Raw genomic sequence first — 18,016 nt, forward strand, 5'->3', positions numbered from 1 at the left:
GGCCCGGGTTATTCGCAAGTGTGAATGATCCGGGCCCGATATCCGGGCCGCAGTTCGTGGGCGGAGAACTCCCGGTTGGGGTCCGCCGCCGCTATTGCCCGGCGCAGGCCCGGCAGTTGATCCTGGTCCAGCAGCACGAGCACCGTGGGGCCGGCCCCTGAGATCAGGGCGCCAAAACCGGCCCGACGAAGTTCCTTCACCAACTGAATGCTCTTGGGCATCAGCTCCGCCCGATGCACCTGGTGGAGCCGATCCGAAGTTGCCTCCAAGAATAAAGACGGCTCCTGGCTCATGGCGTGGACCAGCAGCGCCGCCCGGCTGGCATTGGCCACCGCGTCGGAGAACGGCACTTCGGAGGGCAGCACGGAGCGGGCGGCCGTGGTCAGCACTTCCACCCCTGGAACCAGAGCCACCGCGGACACCGCCGAGTGGATCTGACTGGGCCGGCTGCGATGCCCCGCATCCGGACTGTCATTGTGCGCCCCGGCCCAGGTGATGACGAAGCCACCGTGGATTGCCGGCGCCACGTTATCGGCGTGCCCCTCCCGGGCAAAGGCCTCACGCAGCAGCCAGACCCGGTCCACCTCCTCGTGCGGGTGCGCCAGGCCCCAGGCCATCAGGAGCCCCGCGACCAGCGCTGCCGAGGAAGACCCAAGCCCACGGCCGTGCGGAATCGTGTTGGTGGCTTCGAACCGCAGCCCGGGCACCTGCAGGCCCCAGTCGGCCAGCGCCTCCAAAATGGTCGCAACCACCAGATGCGACTGGTCGCAGGGAACCGAATCGGCGCCTTCCCCGTGGACGACGATCTCAAACCCATCTTCAATCACGGTCACGGTCGAGCGGTCATACCAGTTCAAAGCCAACCCAAGCGAGTCAAAACCGGGACCAAGATTGGCGCTGGTAGCTGGAACTTCGACGGTAACTTGGCGTCCTAGAGCCCACATGCTTGTGCCGCCTGATACACGTCTGCGTCGGCCACCGCCGTCTCGAAGCTGCGCCCGGTCAGGGCCGTGTCGATGTCCTTCAGGCCGTTGCCAGTCACGGTGATCACGATCAGTTTACCCGGGGGTACCTGTCCAGCTTCGGCGCGCTTGCGCAAACCGGCTACACCCGAGGCGGAGGCCGGCTCGACAAAAATGCCCTCTTCTGCGGCCAGGTACGCCTGCGCGGCGAGGATCTCCTCGTCGGTGACCGCGGCAATCAGGCCGCCGGACTCGTCCCGAGCCGCCAGCGCCTGCTCGGCCGAAGCCGGGTTGCCGATCCGGATCGCCGTTGCCACCGTCTCCGGCTCCAACACCGGGTGACCGAGCACCAGGGGAGCGGCGCCCGCGGCCTGGAACCCCCACATTTGGGGCCGAGAACCAGCTAGCCCCGCCTCGAAATACTGGGTGTATCCGCGCCAGTAGGCAGTGATGTTGCCGGCGTTGCCGACCGGCAGCAGGTGCAGATCGGGGGCCCGTCCAAGCGCGTCAATGATCTCGAACGCAGCGGTCTTCTGCCCCTCAATCCGGTGCGGGTTGACGGAGTTTACTAAAGCTATCGGATAGGCCTCATCTAGCTTCCGGGCGATCGTCAAACAGTCGTCGAAGTTGCCGCGGATCTGGACGATCTTGGCGCCGTAGATGATTGACTGGGCCAACTTTCCCTGCGCGATCTTGCCGGCGGGCAGCAGCACCACGGGGGTCATGCCCGCCTTCGCGGCGTAGGCAGCAGCCGAAGCAGAGGTGTTGCCGGTGGACGCGCAGACAACCGCTTGGGCTCCCTCCGCAGCCGCCATCGACACCGCCACCGTCATCCCGCGATCCTTGAACGATCCGGTGGGGTTGGCACCTTCGACTTTGACCCAGACCTCACCCTGCACCAGGGCGGAGAGTTTGGGCGCGAACACCAGGGGAGTGGAACCCTCATCCAACGTGATCACCGGATCTGTCTCACCCAGTGGCATCCACTGGCGGTAGCGATTGATCAACCCCGGCTGGGCGATGGACGGTTCCATTACGGCTCCTCTAGTTAAGACACTGGTCAGGGCAATTATCACCCAACTCGAAGTTTGGGTGCGTTCTTCCCCACAGAACGGACCGTCTCCTGTGACACGCCCATCGCCGAAAAATGACAGCCATTAAGTACAATGCCACTATGCGGCATAAATCAGCGAAGTTCTGGATCATTGGAGTGGCGGCGATCGTCGTCCTTGGCGCAGCTGTGCTTGGCTACTCACTGTATTTCGCCAACCGGGCAGCTCCCAACGTGACGATTGCCGGTCAGTCGATCACCGGCATGACCAAGGCCGAGGCGACCAGTTGGCTCCAGCAGCGGGTGGACGCGACCCAGGTCAAGGTGACCCTCGACGGGAAGGAGACCGACGTCCCCCTGGCTGATTTGGGCTACTTTGTCGACGTGCCGAAAACGGTCGAGCAGGCTCTGTCCGATCGTACCTCGTTCGTCGGCCAGTTGAAGGCGCTCTTCTCCAAGTCCAACGTCGAGCCGGTGGTGACCACCAACGACGAGGCGCAGTCGGGCTTCCAGGCCGAGTTGCTGACCACCGCTGGAGAGCCGGCCACCAACGCGAAGGTGGAGCTGCAGCAGAACAAGTTCACCGTCATCCCCGGCCAGGCCGGGGTGGAAGTGGATACCAAGCCGGCCGTGGCGGCCGCGGCTACCGCGGCCAAGACGCTGACCACACAGACGGTGGCCCTGACCACCGTCCCGGTCGAGCCGACCATCACCACCGAGGCTGCCCAGCAGGTGGCGGACGATGCCAACCGGATTGTGAACCTGCCGATTGCCCTGACCACCACGCTGAACATCTACTCACCCACCCCGGAGCAAAAGGCTGCCTGGGTGAAGATCCCGGCGCCATACCAGGGTCAGAGCGAAGCCGACACCGTTCCCGCCCCGAAGGTAGAGGTGGACCAGGCGGCGGTGACCAAGTGGGTGACCGACACGACGACGGCTTCGAACGACGAGCCCCAACCCGGGGTCCGGAACGTAAACGTGCGCGGCGACGTGGTGGCTGTGGTCAGCGATGGAGAATCCGGGTGGACCGCCAACAACGTGGAGGCCCTGACCAAGGGCGTCCTGCAGGCGGTCAATTCCCGGACGGAATACTCTCAGGAAATCACCTATGACGAGGTGAAGAACACCGAGTGGACCGACCAGCTGATTGCACCCGGATCTGAGTCGCTGGCCTACCAAGCCGCGCCGGGGGAGAAGTGGATCGACATTAACCTGAGCAACTTCACCACCACCGCCTACGAGGGTGCCACCCCGGTCCGTGGCCCGGTCTACATGGTGCCCGGCGCCCCCCAGATGGAGACGGTGACCGGCCGCTACAAAATCTGGCTGAAGGTTCCCTCCCAGACGATGCGGGGGACAAACCTGGACGGCTCGACCTACGAGACCCCGGACGTTCCCTGGGCCATGTACTTCCACGGGGACTATGCCCTCCACGGGGCATACTGGCGCTCATCCTTCGGCTACGGCGGTCCGGCCGGCTCCCACGGGTGCGTAAACATGCCCGTGGACGAAGCCAAGTGGTTCTACGACTGGGCGCCGGTGGGGACCACCGTCGTCAGTCACTACTAGCGGCGACCGCGCTTCTCGCGCACCCGGACCGAGATCTGAATCGGAGTGCCAACGAAGCCGAACTCTTCGCGCAGCCGACGCTCGATAAACCGGCGGTAGGTCGGCTCCAGGAACCCGGTGGTGAACAGGACAAACCGGGGTGGCCTGGTCGAAGCCTGCGTGGCAAAGAGGATCCTTGGCTGCTTACCCCCGCGCACCGGGTGCGGGTTTGCCGCCACCAGTTGGCCGAGGAACGAGTTCAGTTTTCCGGTCGAAACGCGGGTCTCCCACCCGGCCAGTGCCTGGTCGAGAGCGCGGGGAATCCGGTTAACATGCCAGGTGGTCAGGGCGGACAGGTTGATTCGCGGGGCCCACTGGACCTGGCCCAGGTCCTTCTCCTGCTCACGGCGGAGCTCCCATTGGCGCTCCTCATCCACTTCGTCCCACTTGTTGTTGACGATCACCAGCGCTCGGCCGGCCTCCACTACCTGCTGAATAACGCGGACGTCCTGCTCGGTTAAACTGACGGAGGCATCCAGCAGCACCAGGGCCACTTCGGCCCGCTCAATTGCCACTTCGGTCCGGAGCGAGGCGTAGTAGTCGGCGCCGCGGGTCCGGTGCAGTCGGCGCTTGATTCCGGCGGTGTCGACAAAGTTCCACAGCCGTCCGTCGAGCTCCACCACCTCGTCCACCGGGTCCCGAGTGGTCCCGGCCAGGTCGTGAACCACGGCTCGGTCTTCCCCGGCCAGCGCGTTTAGCAGCGACGATTTGCCCACGTTGGGCCGGCCCACCAGAGCTACTCGCCGCATCCGATCGTTGGCCATCCGCCGGGCGGCGGCCGCCTCCTCGGGGAGGGCCTGCAGCAGGGCATCCAGCAGATCGCCGGTACCCCGGCCGTGCAGGGCCGAGATCGCAAACGGCTCTCCCAGTCCCAGCGACCAGAGGGTAGCCGCGTCCGCTTCCTGCACAGCCGAGTCGACCTTGTTGGCGGCCAAAACGACCGGCTTGCCGGAGCGGCGAAGCAGTTCCACCACCCGCTCGTCGGTGGCGGTGGGCCCAACGGTGGCGTCCACTACGAACACGATTGCGTCGGCCTGATCGATGGCGATCTCGGCCTGTTCCGCCACGGAGCGGGCCAGACCTTTGACGTCGACTTCCCAACCGCCAGTGTCGATCAGGTAGAAGTCCCGGCCGGCCCACTCGGCCTGGTGAATCACCCGGTCCCGGGTCACCCCGGGCTCGTCCTGGACCACGGCTTCGCGCCGACCCAAAATCCGGTTCACCAGGGTGGACTTGCCCACGTTCGGCCGGCCGATCACGGCCAGGACCGGCAGGGTGGAGAGGGCGCGCTGTTCCTCAGCTTCCAGGGATTCGTCGGCTAGGAGCGCCAAGTCCTCTTCGTCAAGTTCGTACTGGTCGAGCGCCAGGCGCATGCCTTGAACTTGGATGTCTTCGTTTTCCACAGGTCGTCCTTCAGAATAGGTTGGTCTCGCGGGTTACTTCCCAGGCCACGGCTGAGTCTAGGTGCGCATGTTTGACGCCGTCGATCTCCTGGTAGGGCTCAGCTCCCTTGCCGGTGATCACCACCAGGTCACCGGGACGGCCCGCCAAAATGGCCCGGCGAATGGCGTCCCGCCTTGAAGTCTTTACCTCTAGCACCCGGTCCAAGTCCGGGCGGACCGACCGGATCCCGCGAATCAGGTAGTCCCTGACCTGCTGGGGATCCTCGGTGCGCGGATTTTCATCGGTGACCCACAGCCGGTCGGCGCCGCGCGCGGCAATTGCGGCCAGTTCCTCCCGCTTGCTCGCATCCCGGTCGCCGTCGGTGCCAAACACCACGATCAGCTCGCCCGCGACGAGGGGGCGGAGCGTCTCCAGCAGGGCGGACATTGCTTCGGGGGTGTGGGCGTAATCGACCAGCACGCGCGGCTGCCGGTCAATGGTGGTCACCAGCTCCATCCGACCCGGGGGAGGGGCGGTCTCGGCCAGGCCGGCCCGCGCCTCATCCAGGGTCACCCCAAGTTGGGTGCCGGCCACCAGTGCCAACGCGGCGTTCTGCACGTTCACCTTTCCCGGAATCGGACAGAAGCAGTCGTGCTGCTGCCCGGCGGGGTCGCGCAGTTGGAAGGAGATGCCCCAACGCTCCGGATCGTTGTGCAGCGAGGTCACCGCCCAGTGGTGCTGATCTCCGATCAGGTCGGGGGGAGTCGGACTCAGGGCCGAGACGGTATCGACTGGAATCTGCGCCCGGTGCGCCAGCAATTGCCCCCACTGGTCGTCGACCGCCACCACTCCGCGACGGGCACGGGTGCGCTCGAACAGCTGAGCTTTGGCGGCGAAGTAGTAGTCCATAGTGCCGTAGAAGTCGAGGTGATCGTGCTGCAGGTTGGTGAACAGGACCGAGTCAAACTCCAATCCGGCAATCCGGTGGAGGGAAAGTGCGTGGGAGGACGCCTCGACCACGGCCGCGCGATAGCCGTTTTGGGCCGCGACGGCCAGGGCGCGATAAACCACCGGCGCTTCGTGGGTCGTGCGCGAGGAAACGATCGGCGTGTCGGAGACGGCCACCTCCAGGGTGCCCATCAGGGCTACCCGCTGATACTTGGGGGTGAGGGCACCCCGAACTAGGTAGGTAGTGGTGGTCTTGCCGTTGGTTCCGGTCACCCCGACCAGGACCAGGTCGGCGAAGGTGGACGCATAAATCCGGTGCGCCACGAGGGCGGCGGCGAGCCGCGGGTCCGGCACCTCGATCACCGGGACCTCAAGTTTGAACTCAGCTGCCTCTCTGACGCCGCGCTCATCAGTGAGGATTGCCACTGCTCCGCGCTCGGCGGCAGCCGGGGCAAACTTGATTCCGTGGAAGGTCTCGCCGCCCACGGCCACGAAAATCCAGCCGGCTTCCAGATCGTTCGAGTCGACACTAACTCCGCTGACCAAGCGGTCACCGCCCGGAATAGGACCGGAAAGGGACAGTTCCACCAGGGCCTCAGCCAGGGGAATCGGCTCGATCTGGGGACGAAGGGAAGCGGTTGAACTCATGGGCTTAGCTTACCGTCCGGCGATCCCAATGTAGACTTGCTGTGACGCCCATTACGGCAGGAGAAACAATGTCCGGGTCGCCTGAGCCACCGCACCCACCGCGCCGCTCCCAACCTGAGGAGCACCGGGCGGGAGCATCCATGATGCTGCTGCAAACAATCTTGGATTCCGCCCTGGACCCCGGCTATCGCGCCGCGGCCGAGCGCGGACCGAAGAAACTGCCGTGGTGGCGGGCGCTTCTCGTTTTTCTCATCGTCCTAGCGCTCGGGGTCGGGACCGGAATTGCGATCCGAGCCATGCGCGCGGAAAGTTCGGCCCGCAGTGCCACGCACGAGTTCCTCCTAGACCAGGTGGAGCTGCGCCGCGATCGGATCGCCGAGGTCGACGCCGGCATCGACGACCTGAAGAATCAGGTGCAGGAGCGTTCGAGCCAGCAGGGCACCGTCACCCCGGTGGCGGACGGGGTGGCTCTGGCCACGGCCCTGCGCCCGGTCAGCGGCCCCGGGGTTCAGGTGGAGCTCAGTGACGGCCAATCTCTGGTCCGGGACGCCGACATGCGAGCGGTGGTCAATCGGCTGTGGGAGGCCGGGGCGGAGGCGATTGCCATCAACGGCACGCGCCTGGGGTCCAACACCACCATCCGCACAGCTGGGAGCGCGATCCTGGTCGATCTTCAAGCTGTCGCCAGTCCGTATATGATCGAGGCGGTGGGGGACCGGGACGCGCTGTTGAGCGCAGTCACCGGCGGGTCCGTCCGGAGCCTGGTGGACCGCGCTGGGATTGGACTGTCAGCTCAGGCGGCCTCGGACCTGGAGCTGGGGTCAGCTCAGCTAACCCGCCTGAACTTCGTGAGGTAGGAGCAGACATGATTGCCGTTATCGGCCTGGTCGTCGGCATTATTCTGGGTCTGTCCTTTGATCCGGTGATCCCGGCCGGACTGCAACCATTCCTGCCGGTGGCGGTGGTGGCGGCGATGGACGCCCTGTTTGGCGCGGGACGGGCCCGCCTTGAGGGAATCTTCAACGACCGGGTCTTCGTCACCTCGCTGTTCTGGAACGTGGTGGTGGCCTGTCTGCTTGTCTACCTCGGGGTCCAGCTGGGGGTGGGTTCCTCGATGATGACCGCGATCGTGGTGGTCCTGGGGATGCGAATTTTCGCCAACGCGGCTTCGATCCGTCGGCTGATCTTTAAGGCGTGAGATGAGCAGTCACAACCGCGGCTTTTTCCACACTTTCTTTGCCCGCCCCCGCCCGCTGCACCTGATCATGCTGGTCCTGTTTGTGGTGCTGGGCCTGGCGTTGGCCACCCAGGTCAAACTCCAGCGGACCGACCCGCTGGAAACCCTCTCCGAGGACGAGCTGATTCAGCTCCTGAGTGAGTTGGAAGGGCGGGAAGATGGCCTCCGCGCTGAGCGGCGCCAGTTGGAGCAGCAACTGCGCGAGCTGGACTCGGCCGCCTCGCAGCTGGCCGCAACCCAGGAGGCAGCTGAGAAACTTCAGCGCCAAGCCCAGATTGCCGCCGGGCTGGTACCCGTGAAGGGCCCCGGCATCATCATTGGGGTGGCCGACCCGCAGCATCAGCTGACCGCCCAGGTCTTCGTCACCACCCTGGCGGAGCTACGCAACTCCGGGGCGGAAGCAATCTCGATCAATGACGTTCGCCTGACCTTGCAGTCGTGGTTTTCTCAGGACGGAGACCACATCATTGTTGACGGACACACCCTGGAAGCCCCCTACACCTGGCGGGCCATTGGCGATGCCCAAACCCTGGCCACGGCAATGGAAATCCGCGGGGGAGCGGCCTCTCAGATGCGCGCCTACAACGCGGTGGTGACCATTCAGCAGAGCGAGGAACTCGAGATCAAATCGGTCGCTCCACCGCTGAACCCGAAGTGGGCTACTGTGGAGAAAGACTAATCACACTCGGTTGAGTGCGATAATCTAGAAGCTACCTGACTAAGGAGGGACGATGGCTCAAGAGCCCAAGAACGACCCCACACAAACCGCATTTTTCGGCGCTGCTGCCGAAGAACCGCTGGTTGAGCCTCTTCCGCTCTCGGAGCGCGATCGGGAGGCGGTGCAGGCTCTGCCCGCCGGCACCGCCCTGCTCATCGTTCAGCGGGGTCCGAACTCGGGAGCCCGTTTCCTGCTGGACGCACCCGTCACCAACGCGGGGCGCTCGCCCTCGGCTGACATCTTCCTGGATGACGTCACCGTCTCGCGCAAACACTGCCAGTTCATTGCCGACAACGGCGGACACATTGTCCGTGATTCCGGCGCCCTGAACGGCACCTACGTCAACCGGGAGCGGGTCGACCAAGCCGTGCTCAAGGAGGGCGACGAAGTCCAGATTGGCAAGTACCGGATGACCTACCAGCCGTCACCCCATGGCAAGTAGCAACGCAGTTCGGCGAGAAGAAATCGAGCCGGACCAAAGTTGGCCTCGCGGCTTCAGCCACGATCCCGAGTTGTCCATCGGGGCGGTGACTGAAATCATCGCGGGCGAATTTCCCGCCACCAGCGTCTCGAAGATTCGGTTTTTGGAAGACAAGGGCCTGATCAAGCCCCACCGGTCTCCGTCTGGCTACCGGAAGTACTCCCGCGCCGACGTAGAGCGAATCCGGTTCATTTTGGCTCAGCAGCGCGATTCCTGGGCTCCGTTGAAAGTAATCGGGGATCAGCTGCGGGCGCTGGATGCCGGTCACGACATTGAGCCGGTTCCAACTGCCCGCCTGGTGGCCTCGGAGGGCAAAACCGTCATTCCGCGTTCGCAGGAGACCCTGTCGGCTCGGGAGCTTTCCGACCTGACCGGGGTGGCCACCGAGCGGCTGGAAGAATATGCCCAACTCGGACTGATCGTTCCGGACCTGGGCGGATACTTCCTGACCCGAACGGTCTCGGTCGTCAACCTGATCGTGATGCTGGAAAACGCCGGGATCCCGGCCCGGGTCCTGCGGTCGGTGCGGCAGGGAGCCGAACGATCGGCCGACATAGTTGACCAGGTAATCACTTCGCGCGAAAATCGGACCAAGCCGGGGGAGCGGGAACGGTCCCGCGCCCAGGCCGCCGATCTCTCACAACTCTTCGGTCGCCTCCACCAGGAATTGCTGGCGGTGGCGGTGGAAAAGTTGTCTCATACCTGACCGAAGTCTAAACGTTAACTTGAACTTTAGGGCACGCCGCGAGAGTCGTTGACTCGTTCCCACGACCACCCTAGGTTGGACACATAGGCGCAGACGTCCGCTTCGGCGGACACATGGCCACTGGCCATCACAGAAGGAGTGCAGGGTGAACGCACAGACCACAGCCGGCGAACCTCGCCAGGGAATGCTCTTTGGGGACCCGTTGGAAAACCTGGGGGCAGCCGCCGGCTACCGCGGTCCCATTGCGTGCCAGGCCGCTGGCATCACCTACCGCCAACTCGACTACTGGGCCCGGACCGGCCTGGTAGTGCCGTCAATCCGGATGGCCAAGGGTTCCGGCTCACCTCGACTCTATTCTTTCCGCGACATCCTGGTTCTGCGGGTGGTCAAGAAGCTGCTCGACGCAGGTGTCTCGCTCCAACAGGTTCGCACCGCCGTCGGACAGCTGGCCGATCGGGGAGTGGACGACCTGGCCTCGATTACCCTGATGAGCGACGGCGCTTCGGTCTACGAATGCGCCTCCACCGACGAAATTGTCGACCTGCTCGAGGGTGGGCAGGGCGTGTTCGGGATTGCCGTTGGCCGCGTCTGGCGCGAGGTGGAAGGCTCCCTGGCTCAGTTCCCGGTCGAAGACCAGGGAGAAGTGATCGGGCTCGACCAGCTGGAGCAGCGGCGCCGGCAAAAGCGCAACGCGTCATGACCGACCCGCACGAGCCGCGCGCGGTCGAGGTTCAACTCACGGGAGACGATTTCTCCCGGAGCTTTCTGGTGCGGTGTCGAAACGCCGCCGACGAAAATCTTCTGTGCGGCTGGGTGCGAAGCGAGCCGGTCAGCCATCCTCGGCTCGGACGGGACGGCGTCCTCATTCATTTGGAGGGACTCGGCTACCAGATCGACAACTACCTGAACTGGTTGCGCGGCGGGGTTGAGGGCGTCCGGATCGGCCGGATCCAAATTGAGCCGGCTGAGCGCCAACGCTGGTCAGACTTCGAACTTCTCAGTTGAGCACCCGGTTGGGGGAGCCGCCCAAGTCCTGTCTCCACAGCAATCTGACATAATATACATTATCGGCGTAACGCTGAGAGCGGAGCGGGTGGCCCCAGCGCCTCTCAATGGTAAAATGTTGATCGCTTATGCCCGCTTCCGCGGGAAGCACCTAGTCTGCAGAAATGAGGATGCCTTGGCAGATCGAGCCCTACGAGGGATGCAAATCGGTTCAAAGTCGCTGGAGTCCGAAGATGGCGTCATCTTCGCCGGCCGGGTCGAAGCCAACTACGTTTGCCCCCGTGGGCACTCTTTCACCGTGACGTTGGCTGCGGATGCAGAAAAGCCGCCGACCTGGGAATGCCGCTGCGGCCAGATCGCCGAGCTGGTCGGTGAGACCGAGGCCGAAGAAGAAACGAAGCCGGCCAAGCCGGTTCGCACCCACTGGGACATGCTCCTGGAGCGCCGCTCCCTGGAAGAACTGGATCAGCTTCTGCAGGAGCAACTGGAAGCCTACCGCTCCGGCGAGCTCCAGCTCGACACCAGCTACCGTCGAGGCTGAACCGCCCACCTGGTGACCTGAACTAACTGTTCGATTGCGATGCCGGCACTCATTTTTGAGCTGCCGGCTCGTCTTTCTCTAAAGGTGGTTGGCACTTCGGCCAGTCGGTAGCCCCGCCGGACGAGCCGGTAGGTCATCTCCACCTGAAACCCGTAGCCGGCCATTTGCAACTCCCCCAGCACTTCGGCTAGAACACTAGTGCGATAAAGGCGGAAGCCGGCGGTCGCATCTTTGATCGGCATCCGCAGCGCCAGGCGGATATACCGATTTCCGAGGCGGGACAGCAGGTGGCGACTGAGCGGCCACCCTCTCACCCGGCCGCCGCGCACCCAGCGCGACCCAATTACCCCGGCCGGCTGATCCGGCAGGTGCAGCCGCGCCCAGAGCCGACCAATCTCAGCTGGATCGTGAGATCCGTCCGCATCTAGTTGCCCAACTACCCGGTAGCCGTGCTCCAAGGCGTAGTTGAACCCGGCCAGATAGGCTCCAGCCAATCCGCCTTTGCTCTCCCGGTGCAGGACCCGGCACCAGGGATGAGTGTCGGCAAACTGCTGGGCCCACTCCCCCGTTCCATCCGGTGAATTGTCGTCGACGACCAGCACCTCCACCTCGCTCAACTGAGCAAGGACTAGGGGCAGGGACTCGATCTCGTTGTAGGTCGGGATGACGATCAGCGGCTTATCCACGGCGGCGCCACCCCCACGCGAGCCCACCAATTCCCAACAAGACAGCCAGTCCCATCGCGCCACCTGTCAGGGCGGTCTCCCAGCGCGCCGCCGGGGTCAGACTGGTTCGAAGCGGAATTTCGGCGCTCAGGTGAGCGGCGGTTTGCCGGTCAGTCTCGGCCACCACCTGGCCGTCCGGACTGATCACAGCCGAAACCCCATTGGTGGACACCTGCAGCGTGGCGCGGGAGAACTCCGCCGCCCGGAACCGGGCCATTTGCAGCTGCTGGGTCGACTCGGCCGAGGCCCGGAACTGCGAGTTGTTGGTCGGAATCACGATTGCCTCCCCGCCCAGCCGGACTCCCTCGGCGATAATCGGCTCGTCCCCGGCCTCGAAGCAAATACCGACCGCCAGGGGCACCACCCGCCCATCGGCCAGGGTGACCGGCAGCAGGCCGGGGTTATCAACCGAGGCCATGTCCACTCGGATTGCCGCCGCTTCGGTGGCCAGGAACTCCGACAGACTGCGCCACGGAACGTATTCGCCCCAGGGAACCGGGTGCTGTTTCCCGTACCGGTCCGGGCCCTGACCGGTCCCCGGATACCAAACCGAGTACCAGTTGTACCGCTCATCGTGGGCATACTCCTGATACCCGGCCACCAGCGGAACCTGCCCGCGTTCCAGCACCTGCTCCACCAGGCCGGCCGTCAACTCGGTCGTATTCGGGTCCCGGTCGACCGAGTCTTCCCCCCAGATGACCAGGTCCGGGTCGGCGCCTGCGTCCAGTGCCCGCAGCGTTTCATCCACGTGGTTTTGCGTCACCTGGCCGGCCACGGCGTAGGTTTCCTCCATCGGGATGGCGACGTTTCCCTGCACCGCCAGCACATTCACCGTGCCATTTTGCGGAGCGGTCTCAAGCGGAACCAGCGCCGGGGCGCCGAAGAGGGCTAGCGCCGGAACGGCCAACCACCACTGCCCGGTGACGGCGCGGCGCGCCCAGACCGCGACCACCACCGCCGCGGCGCTCACCAGCACCTCCCCACCCCAGGGAGCCAGGTGAACCAGCGGCGAATCGACCAGCCCGTAGGGCAGCTTTGCCCACGGAAACCCCCCGAGGGGAACCCGGGCCCGAATCTGTTCGAATCCCACCCACAAAATGGCCGCCGCCAACGCCTCGCCCCACCAGGTCTGAGCCGCGGGCCACCGGCTCACGGCGGCAAAGCTAAGCCCCCAGAGCGCCAGAAAGAAGGCTTGGGCCAGCGCCAGCAGAATCCACGCCAGGTAGGTCTGGTTGGTGGCAATGTTCATCCAGGAAATGTGCGGCAGAAAGAAGACCATTGCCCAGAGCGCGCCGTAGGCGGCGCCCCATCCCGCGCTCGCTCGCCGAACCACCCCGGTCAGCAGCGCCAGCGAGACGAACATCAGCGGCCACCAGCCCTGATCGGGAAAGGCCCCCCACATGGCCAATCCCGACAGGACCACCAGGAGGATCATCCTTGCGTCCACTGCACCACCCCGCGCCGCAGGACTTTGACCGCCGCTTCGGCCCGCTCATCCAAGTGGCGGAGCTGCTCCAGCAGATCAATAGTTTGCCGCATCCACCGAACAAAGTCCCCGGCCGGCAGGTCGGCCTCCAGCATCACGGTGGAGAGGCTGGCGCCCCGGGCCCACTCGTAGGTGACCGCCACCAGGCCCGGACTTGGTTCTTTAGTTCGCTCCAGCCGCGCCCGCTGTTCCTCCCGGTGGATGCGGGCAAATACCCGTCCCATCCGCCCGAAGGCCTGCTGCAGCGCCCGGGTCGGCAGGTAGCCCGCCTCCCCCGCCTCCCCCCGCGGTTCGTAGACGAGGGCCGAGCAGAGCGCTGCCAGCTCCTCGGTGGAGAGCCCGTCGAAGATCCCCTCCTGCAGGCATTCGGTCACCAGTAGGTCGCGTTCACCAAACACCTGGCGCAGCTGTTCCCCGCGCTCGGTGACGCACCCATCCCGAACGTAGCCAAGCTCCGTCAAAACTGAGAGGACCCGATCAAACTCCAGGGCGATCGAGGAGGTGCGCGCGTTGATTTGGCGCGCTATCTTGTCGCGTTCGCGTCGGATCCGGGCCCATTCGTGGCCGAGGTGAGCGTGCTGCTCCCGATCTGGGCACGAGTGAACCGGATGCTGACGAATCCGCGCCTCCAGCTCGCGTTCCTCCTGCTGGAGGCGGCGCACCTCCGCGGGAGTCTCCCGTGACTGGCGCCGAGGCGGGGCAACGGAGAAGTCGCGCAGCTGACCGGCCACCTGGGCTCGGTCCCGGCTTCGGCGCACCCCGGAGCGGGGCAGCCTGATTTGGCCAACCCGAGTGGGAGGCTCGGTCAAATCCGAGGCCGACAGCAGGAACATTTTGCCGTTGGTTCCGATTGCCCGGACAGCCGGAGGACCCCAGTCGCCCCCGGCCGGACCCACCACCACGGCCACCTGCGGCTGGCGTCGAAGGCGATAGGAGACCACTTCCCCGGAGCGCAGTCGGCTCAGCTGGTGGGCGACCAGAGTTCGGTTCCCCTCCCGGTTGGCCCGCTGCAGGCGCTTCTGGAGCTGTGAGAGGTCCTCCCGGAGCCCAAAGTATTCGCCGGCGTCGCCTTGCGAGCAGTGCAGTTCTGCGCTCACTTCGGCCAGGCGGCTCTGGGTGCGGCGCAGCTTGGACGCCAGTCCCACCACCGCGTCGTCGGCTTGGAACTGTGCGAAGCTGCTTTCCAGCACCTCCCGCACCTCTCCCACCGAGGCGTGGGCCAGCAGGTTCACCACCATGTTGTAGCCGGCATAGAAGGCCGACTTGAGCGGATAGGCCTGGCGCGAAGCCAATTGGGCTAACTCCTCTGGTTGAACCACCCCGCGCTGGAGCACAACCGCGTGCCCCTCCACGTCGATCCCGCGCCGACCGGCCCGCCCGGTCAGCTGGGTGTACTCCCCCGGCGTCAACCGAACATGCTCGGAGCCATTCCACTTCTCCAACGCTTCCAACACCACCGTCCGCGCCGGCATGTTGATTCCGAGCGCCAGGGTCTCGGTGGCAAACACCACTTTGATCAGCCCCCGGGCGAACAGGCGCTCCACCGCTTCTTTGAGCAGCGGAAGCATCCCGGCGTGGTGGGCGGCAATTCCGCTTTCCAGCGCCACCTGCCAGCGGGACAGCCCGAGCACCCCGTGGTCGGCAATCGGGACGGCGAGCAGGACCTGTTCCACCTCCTCCCGGATCAGGCGTTGCTCCGAGGTGGTCGTCAGGGAGACGCCCGCCGCCAGCAGCTGATCCACCGCCTCGTCGCATCCGGCCCGAGAAAAAATAAACACGATCGCGGGCAGGAGGGACTTTCGTTCGAGCAGTTCGACGATCCGGGGCCGGTTGATCCGAGCCGGGATCGGACGTCGGCCGGGACGCCTGCCCTCTGCAACCACGTCCGCCAAGATTGGGTTCAGCGTGTGCCCGGTGGTAAACAGATCGTAGATCCGATGCTTGACCATCATGTGCTGGTAGAGCGGTACCGGCCGATCAGAGGAGACCACCACCTCGCAGCTGGAGCGAATCTCCCGGATCCAGCGCCCAAACTCTTCGATGTTAGAGACGGTGGCCGACAGGGCCACGATCAGGATCTCCTCGGGCAGCTGAATCAGGACTTCCTCCCAGACCGGACCGCGAACCCGATCGGCCAGATAGTGAATCTCGTCCAGGATGACCACCCCCAGCTCGGACAGATCCGCACCGGCGTAGATCATGTTCCGCAGCACCTCGGTGGTCATCACCACCACCTCGGCCCCCGGGTTAATCGAGGTATCTCCGGTCAGCAGTCCCACCCGGTCGGCCCCGAACCGGGCGGAAAACTCCCGAAACTTCTGGTTTGAGAGAGCCTTGATCGGCGTGGTGTAGAAAGCCCGGGTCCCCTCCCGAAGCGCCAGGTAGACGGCGCCTTCCCCAACGATAGTCTTTCCCGCCCCCGTCGGGGCTGAGACTAGTACCGACCGGCCCAGCGCCAGGTGGGTCAGGGCCGTCCGTTGAAAGGGATCGGCTGAAAATGGCAGTTCGGCGAGGTAGTCGTCGACCCCGGCCGCGTCCACACGCATTTGCTGGTGAAACAGCCTCATTCTCTCAGCTGCTGAGGGTTCGTCCGCGGCCACTTGTTCTCCTTGCCTTTAGTGCCCCTCCAGCTTAGTGCCTGTCCCAGACGGCCAGCGCGCGCTGGGCTCGCTCCCGGGCCCGGTCCGCCCAGTGTTGGGGCCGCACCGCCACCAGGTAGGGCGCCAAAGAAATCAGCTGCGCGGTCAGCCAGTCGTCGTCAAACACCCGGAAGGTGCCCACGATCAGCTCTCCCTCCGAGCGGACATCCCGGAGGGGCAACTGCCCCACCAGCCACTTGGCCTCCGGCTGCAGCATCACCGTGCACTTACTCCCTTTGCTGGCCCGCCCACCCAGCCGGTTCTCGGCCGGGTGCCCGGTCAGTTCGGCAGCCAGGATCCGGTCGAGGCGGAAGTGTCGCTCAGCTTCGACCAGGTGGCACCACGCGCGCAGTACCCAGCCGTCAGTTTCCTGGGTCAGCGAGATTGGATCGACGGTCCGGTCCGAGCGGTGCGAGCGCGCCGACAGGTAGGTCAGGCGCATCTGCTCTCGGCGCTCAATCGCCGCGCGGACGGTGTCCTCCACCTCGCTGGCCGGCTCCGGGTCAATCACGGCCAGCAGCTGGGTCAGGTCGCCGAGCGAGCGGTCAGCCAGCGCTGGAGCCAGGCTCAAAACCTTGGCCAACAGGGTCGGAATCCCCTCCGCCACTTCGGGCGGCAACTGCGGGCTGAGCGCGGCCAACCCCGTGATCAATCCGGCCGCCTCCTGCTCGCTCAGGGGAGGAACTCCGGTCACGTTCAGGTCAAACCATAGCTTCACCTCGCCCCGGCTGCGGAGGCGGTCCCATTCAAAACCGAACATCTCGTCTGGCATTTGGCTGCCAAAGCCCGCCCGGTCCAACACCTCCAGGTCCGCCAGGATATCCTCTTCGCTCCGGTTGAACCGCCGGGCCAACTCGGCAACCCTGATGCCCGGCTCCTGGGCCACGGTCACCACCAGGGCCAGGTGGCGCGCCAGCGTTACGGTTTTGTCTTCCACGGGGCCCCCTCTCCCGCCGCCGCCTGCAATTTGCGGTAGATCGACTCGGCTAGCTGTGTCGGCTCCTCGACCACTACGTCCTCGCAGTGGCTGACGATCAGGCGCTCCCAGCTCTCCCAGTCGGCGGCCCGACCCCGGCACCGGTCCCAGCCCGGGCGGGACTCGTCGCTGTCCGCCACCGACTCGCACCGGAGCCGCACCAGCGGCGACGCGCCCTGGCGAATCCAAAGCTCCGGGCGGATCCGGAAGTTGTCACCGGCAAAGTCGCGGGGACCTTCGGCTGGGAGCTCGTAGAAGTTCGGCTCCCCCACCAGTTCAATTTTCCCGTCAATGCGCGAGAGCCGGAAGTAACGCTCCCCCTCCCGGTTCAGGTCGTGACCCCACAGGTACACCGCCGGACCCCGCACCATCAGCCCCAAGGGGGCCACGTCCCGATCGGCAACCCCGCGCCGAGAACTGTAGCGGAACCGGATGGGCTGACGCTGGCCAATTGCTTCCAGGATCTGGGGTAGGTGCTCCACGCCTTCCAGCCGGTGAAAAATGGTCGGCTGGCCGGGCACCTGCGAGTTGGTCAGACCGGCTAGCTTTAGGCTCAGCCGGGAAAGCTCGGCCGGTGAGAGCGACTCCCAGGCGGCCGCGGCCTGCAGCAGCAGGTCCACCTCCGCGGAGGTCAACTCCACCGAGGAGGGTGCCAACAGCTTCCGCTCCACCAGGTAGCGGGCAGGGTTGGAAGACACCAATACCTGAAAACCAGCCTCACGCAGAGCCGCAATGTCGCGTTCAAACGTGCGCTGGAAGGTATCGTCACTTAGCGCCTCGTAGCCCTGCACCAGGGACTGCAACTCGTCCCGGGTGCGCCCAGAGCGCGTGTTGATCAGGTTTAGCGCCAATACCAGGATTCGCAGCGACGTTTCGCTCTGCCCCATCCCCACCCCGTT

Annotated in this window: 18 protein-coding genes; 9 read left to right on the forward strand and 9 right to left on the reverse strand. The window is 65.2% G+C overall.

Going from position 1 to position 18,016, the window contains the following annotated elements; translation table 11 throughout:
• Window positions 1–8: 8 nt before the first annotated feature.
• Both thrB and thrC read right to left on the reverse strand, forming a co-directional pair.
• Window positions 9–944 (reverse strand): homoserine kinase, encoded by a 936-nt coding sequence (gene thrB, locus SAC06_RS05620; protein WP_350257336.1) that lies wholly within the window; start codon window positions 942–944, stop codon window positions 9–11.
• On the reverse strand, window positions 932–1,996 hold the full coding sequence (gene thrC / locus SAC06_RS05625; protein WP_350257337.1) for a threonine synthase: 1,065 nt from the start codon (window positions 1,994–1,996) through the stop codon (window positions 932–934). The genes thrB and thrC overlap by 13 nt, the downstream gene beginning before the upstream one ends.
• Before the next feature lie 140 nt (window positions 1,997–2,136).
• Here thrC and SAC06_RS05630 point away from each other — a divergent pair, with 140 nt between their 5' ends.
• Entirely contained in the window at window positions 2,137–3,585 is a 1,449-nt protein-coding gene (locus tag SAC06_RS05630) for a L,D-transpeptidase family protein (protein ID WP_350257338.1), read from the forward strand.
• Here the strand turns inward: SAC06_RS05630 and der are convergent.
• Both der and SAC06_RS05640 read right to left on the reverse strand, forming a co-directional pair.
• Window positions 3,582–4,997, reverse strand: a complete 1,416-nt coding sequence (gene der / locus SAC06_RS05635) for a ribosome biogenesis GTPase Der (protein ID WP_350259158.1) — start codon at window positions 4,995–4,997, stop codon at window positions 3,582–3,584. The genes SAC06_RS05630 and der overlap by 4 nt on opposite strands.
• 40 nt (window positions 4,998–5,037) lie before the next feature.
• On the reverse strand, window positions 5,038–6,603 hold the full coding sequence (locus tag SAC06_RS05640) for a UDP-N-acetylmuramoyl-L-alanyl-D-glutamate--2,6-diaminopimelate ligase (protein WP_350257339.1): 1,566 nt from the start codon (window positions 6,601–6,603) through the stop codon (window positions 5,038–5,040).
• 68 nt (window positions 6,604–6,671) lie between these two features.
• Here SAC06_RS05640 and SAC06_RS05645 point away from each other — a divergent pair, with 68 nt between their 5' ends.
• From SAC06_RS05645 to SAC06_RS05680, 8 genes are all read left to right on the forward strand, one after another.
• Window positions 6,672–7,460, forward strand: a complete 789-nt coding sequence (locus SAC06_RS05645; RefSeq protein WP_350257340.1) for a DUF881 domain-containing protein — start codon at window positions 6,672–6,674, stop codon at window positions 7,458–7,460.
• An 8-nt stretch (window positions 7,461–7,468) separates the two neighbouring features.
• Complete coding sequence (locus SAC06_RS05650) at window positions 7,469–7,801, forward strand: small basic family protein (protein ID WP_350257341.1); 333 nt, start codon at window positions 7,469–7,471, stop codon at window positions 7,799–7,801.
• Window position 7,802: 1 nt separating this feature from the next.
• On the forward strand, window positions 7,803–8,519 hold the full coding sequence (locus SAC06_RS05655) for a DUF881 domain-containing protein (protein WP_350257342.1): 717 nt from the start codon (window positions 7,803–7,805) through the stop codon (window positions 8,517–8,519).
• 52 nt (window positions 8,520–8,571) lie between these two features.
• On the forward strand, window positions 8,572–9,000 hold the full coding sequence (locus SAC06_RS05660) for an FHA domain-containing protein (protein ID WP_350257343.1): 429 nt from the start codon (window positions 8,572–8,574) through the stop codon (window positions 8,998–9,000).
• A complete protein-coding gene (locus SAC06_RS05665) occupies window positions 8,990–9,745 on the forward strand; it encodes a MerR family transcriptional regulator (protein ID WP_350257344.1) in 756 nt (251 codons plus the stop codon). Before SAC06_RS05660 ends, SAC06_RS05665 begins: the two co-directional genes overlap by 11 nt.
• Before the next feature lie 184 nt (window positions 9,746–9,929).
• Window positions 9,930–10,445, forward strand: coding sequence for a MerR family transcriptional regulator (locus SAC06_RS05670; RefSeq protein WP_412766234.1), 516 nt, complete (start codon window positions 9,930–9,932; stop codon window positions 10,443–10,445).
• On the forward strand, window positions 10,442–10,750 hold the full coding sequence (locus tag SAC06_RS05675; protein WP_350257346.1) for an acylphosphatase: 309 nt from the start codon (window positions 10,442–10,444) through the stop codon (window positions 10,748–10,750). The genes SAC06_RS05670 and SAC06_RS05675 overlap by 4 nt, the downstream gene beginning before the upstream one ends.
• A 175-nt stretch (window positions 10,751–10,925) precedes the next feature.
• Window positions 10,926–11,291 (forward strand): RNA polymerase-binding protein RbpA, encoded by a 366-nt coding sequence (locus tag SAC06_RS05680; protein ID WP_350257347.1) that lies wholly within the window; start codon window positions 10,926–10,928, stop codon window positions 11,289–11,291.
• On the opposite strand, the gene SAC06_RS05685 is transcribed toward SAC06_RS05680, so the two are convergent.
• Genes SAC06_RS05685 through SAC06_RS05705 form a run of 5 tightly spaced genes read right to left on the reverse strand, consistent with a single transcriptional unit; the run spans window position 11,276 to window position 18,004 of the window.
• Entirely contained in the window at window positions 11,276–11,977 is a 702-nt protein-coding gene (locus tag SAC06_RS05685) for a polyprenol monophosphomannose synthase (protein WP_350257348.1), read from the reverse strand. The genes SAC06_RS05680 and SAC06_RS05685 overlap by 16 nt on opposite strands.
• Window positions 11,970–13,463, reverse strand: coding sequence for an apolipoprotein N-acyltransferase (gene lnt, locus SAC06_RS05690; RefSeq protein WP_350257349.1), 1,494 nt, complete (start codon window positions 13,461–13,463; stop codon window positions 11,970–11,972). Before lnt ends, SAC06_RS05685 begins: the two co-directional genes overlap by 8 nt.
• On the reverse strand, window positions 13,448–16,102 hold the full coding sequence (locus SAC06_RS05695; RefSeq protein WP_350257350.1) for a DEAD/DEAH box helicase: 2,655 nt from the start codon (window positions 16,100–16,102) through the stop codon (window positions 13,448–13,450). The genes lnt and SAC06_RS05695 overlap by 16 nt, the downstream gene beginning before the upstream one ends.
• Before the next feature lie 31 nt (window positions 16,103–16,133).
• Window positions 16,134–17,078 carry a helix-turn-helix transcriptional regulator gene (locus tag SAC06_RS05700; RefSeq protein WP_350257351.1) on the reverse strand — a complete coding sequence of 315 codons (945 nt, stop codon included), beginning with the start codon at window positions 17,076–17,078 and terminating at the stop codon, window positions 16,134–16,136.
• Entirely contained in the window at window positions 17,060–18,004 is a 945-nt protein-coding gene (locus SAC06_RS05705; RefSeq protein ID WP_350257352.1) for a WYL domain-containing protein, read from the reverse strand. Before SAC06_RS05705 ends, SAC06_RS05700 begins: the two co-directional genes overlap by 19 nt.
• Window positions 18,005–18,016: the final 12 nt, after the last annotated feature.

The organism is Scrofimicrobium sp. R131 (genome assembly GCF_040256745.1).
Classification (GTDB): domain Bacteria; phylum Actinomycetota; class Actinomycetes; order Actinomycetales; family Actinomycetaceae; genus Scrofimicrobium; species Scrofimicrobium appendicitidis.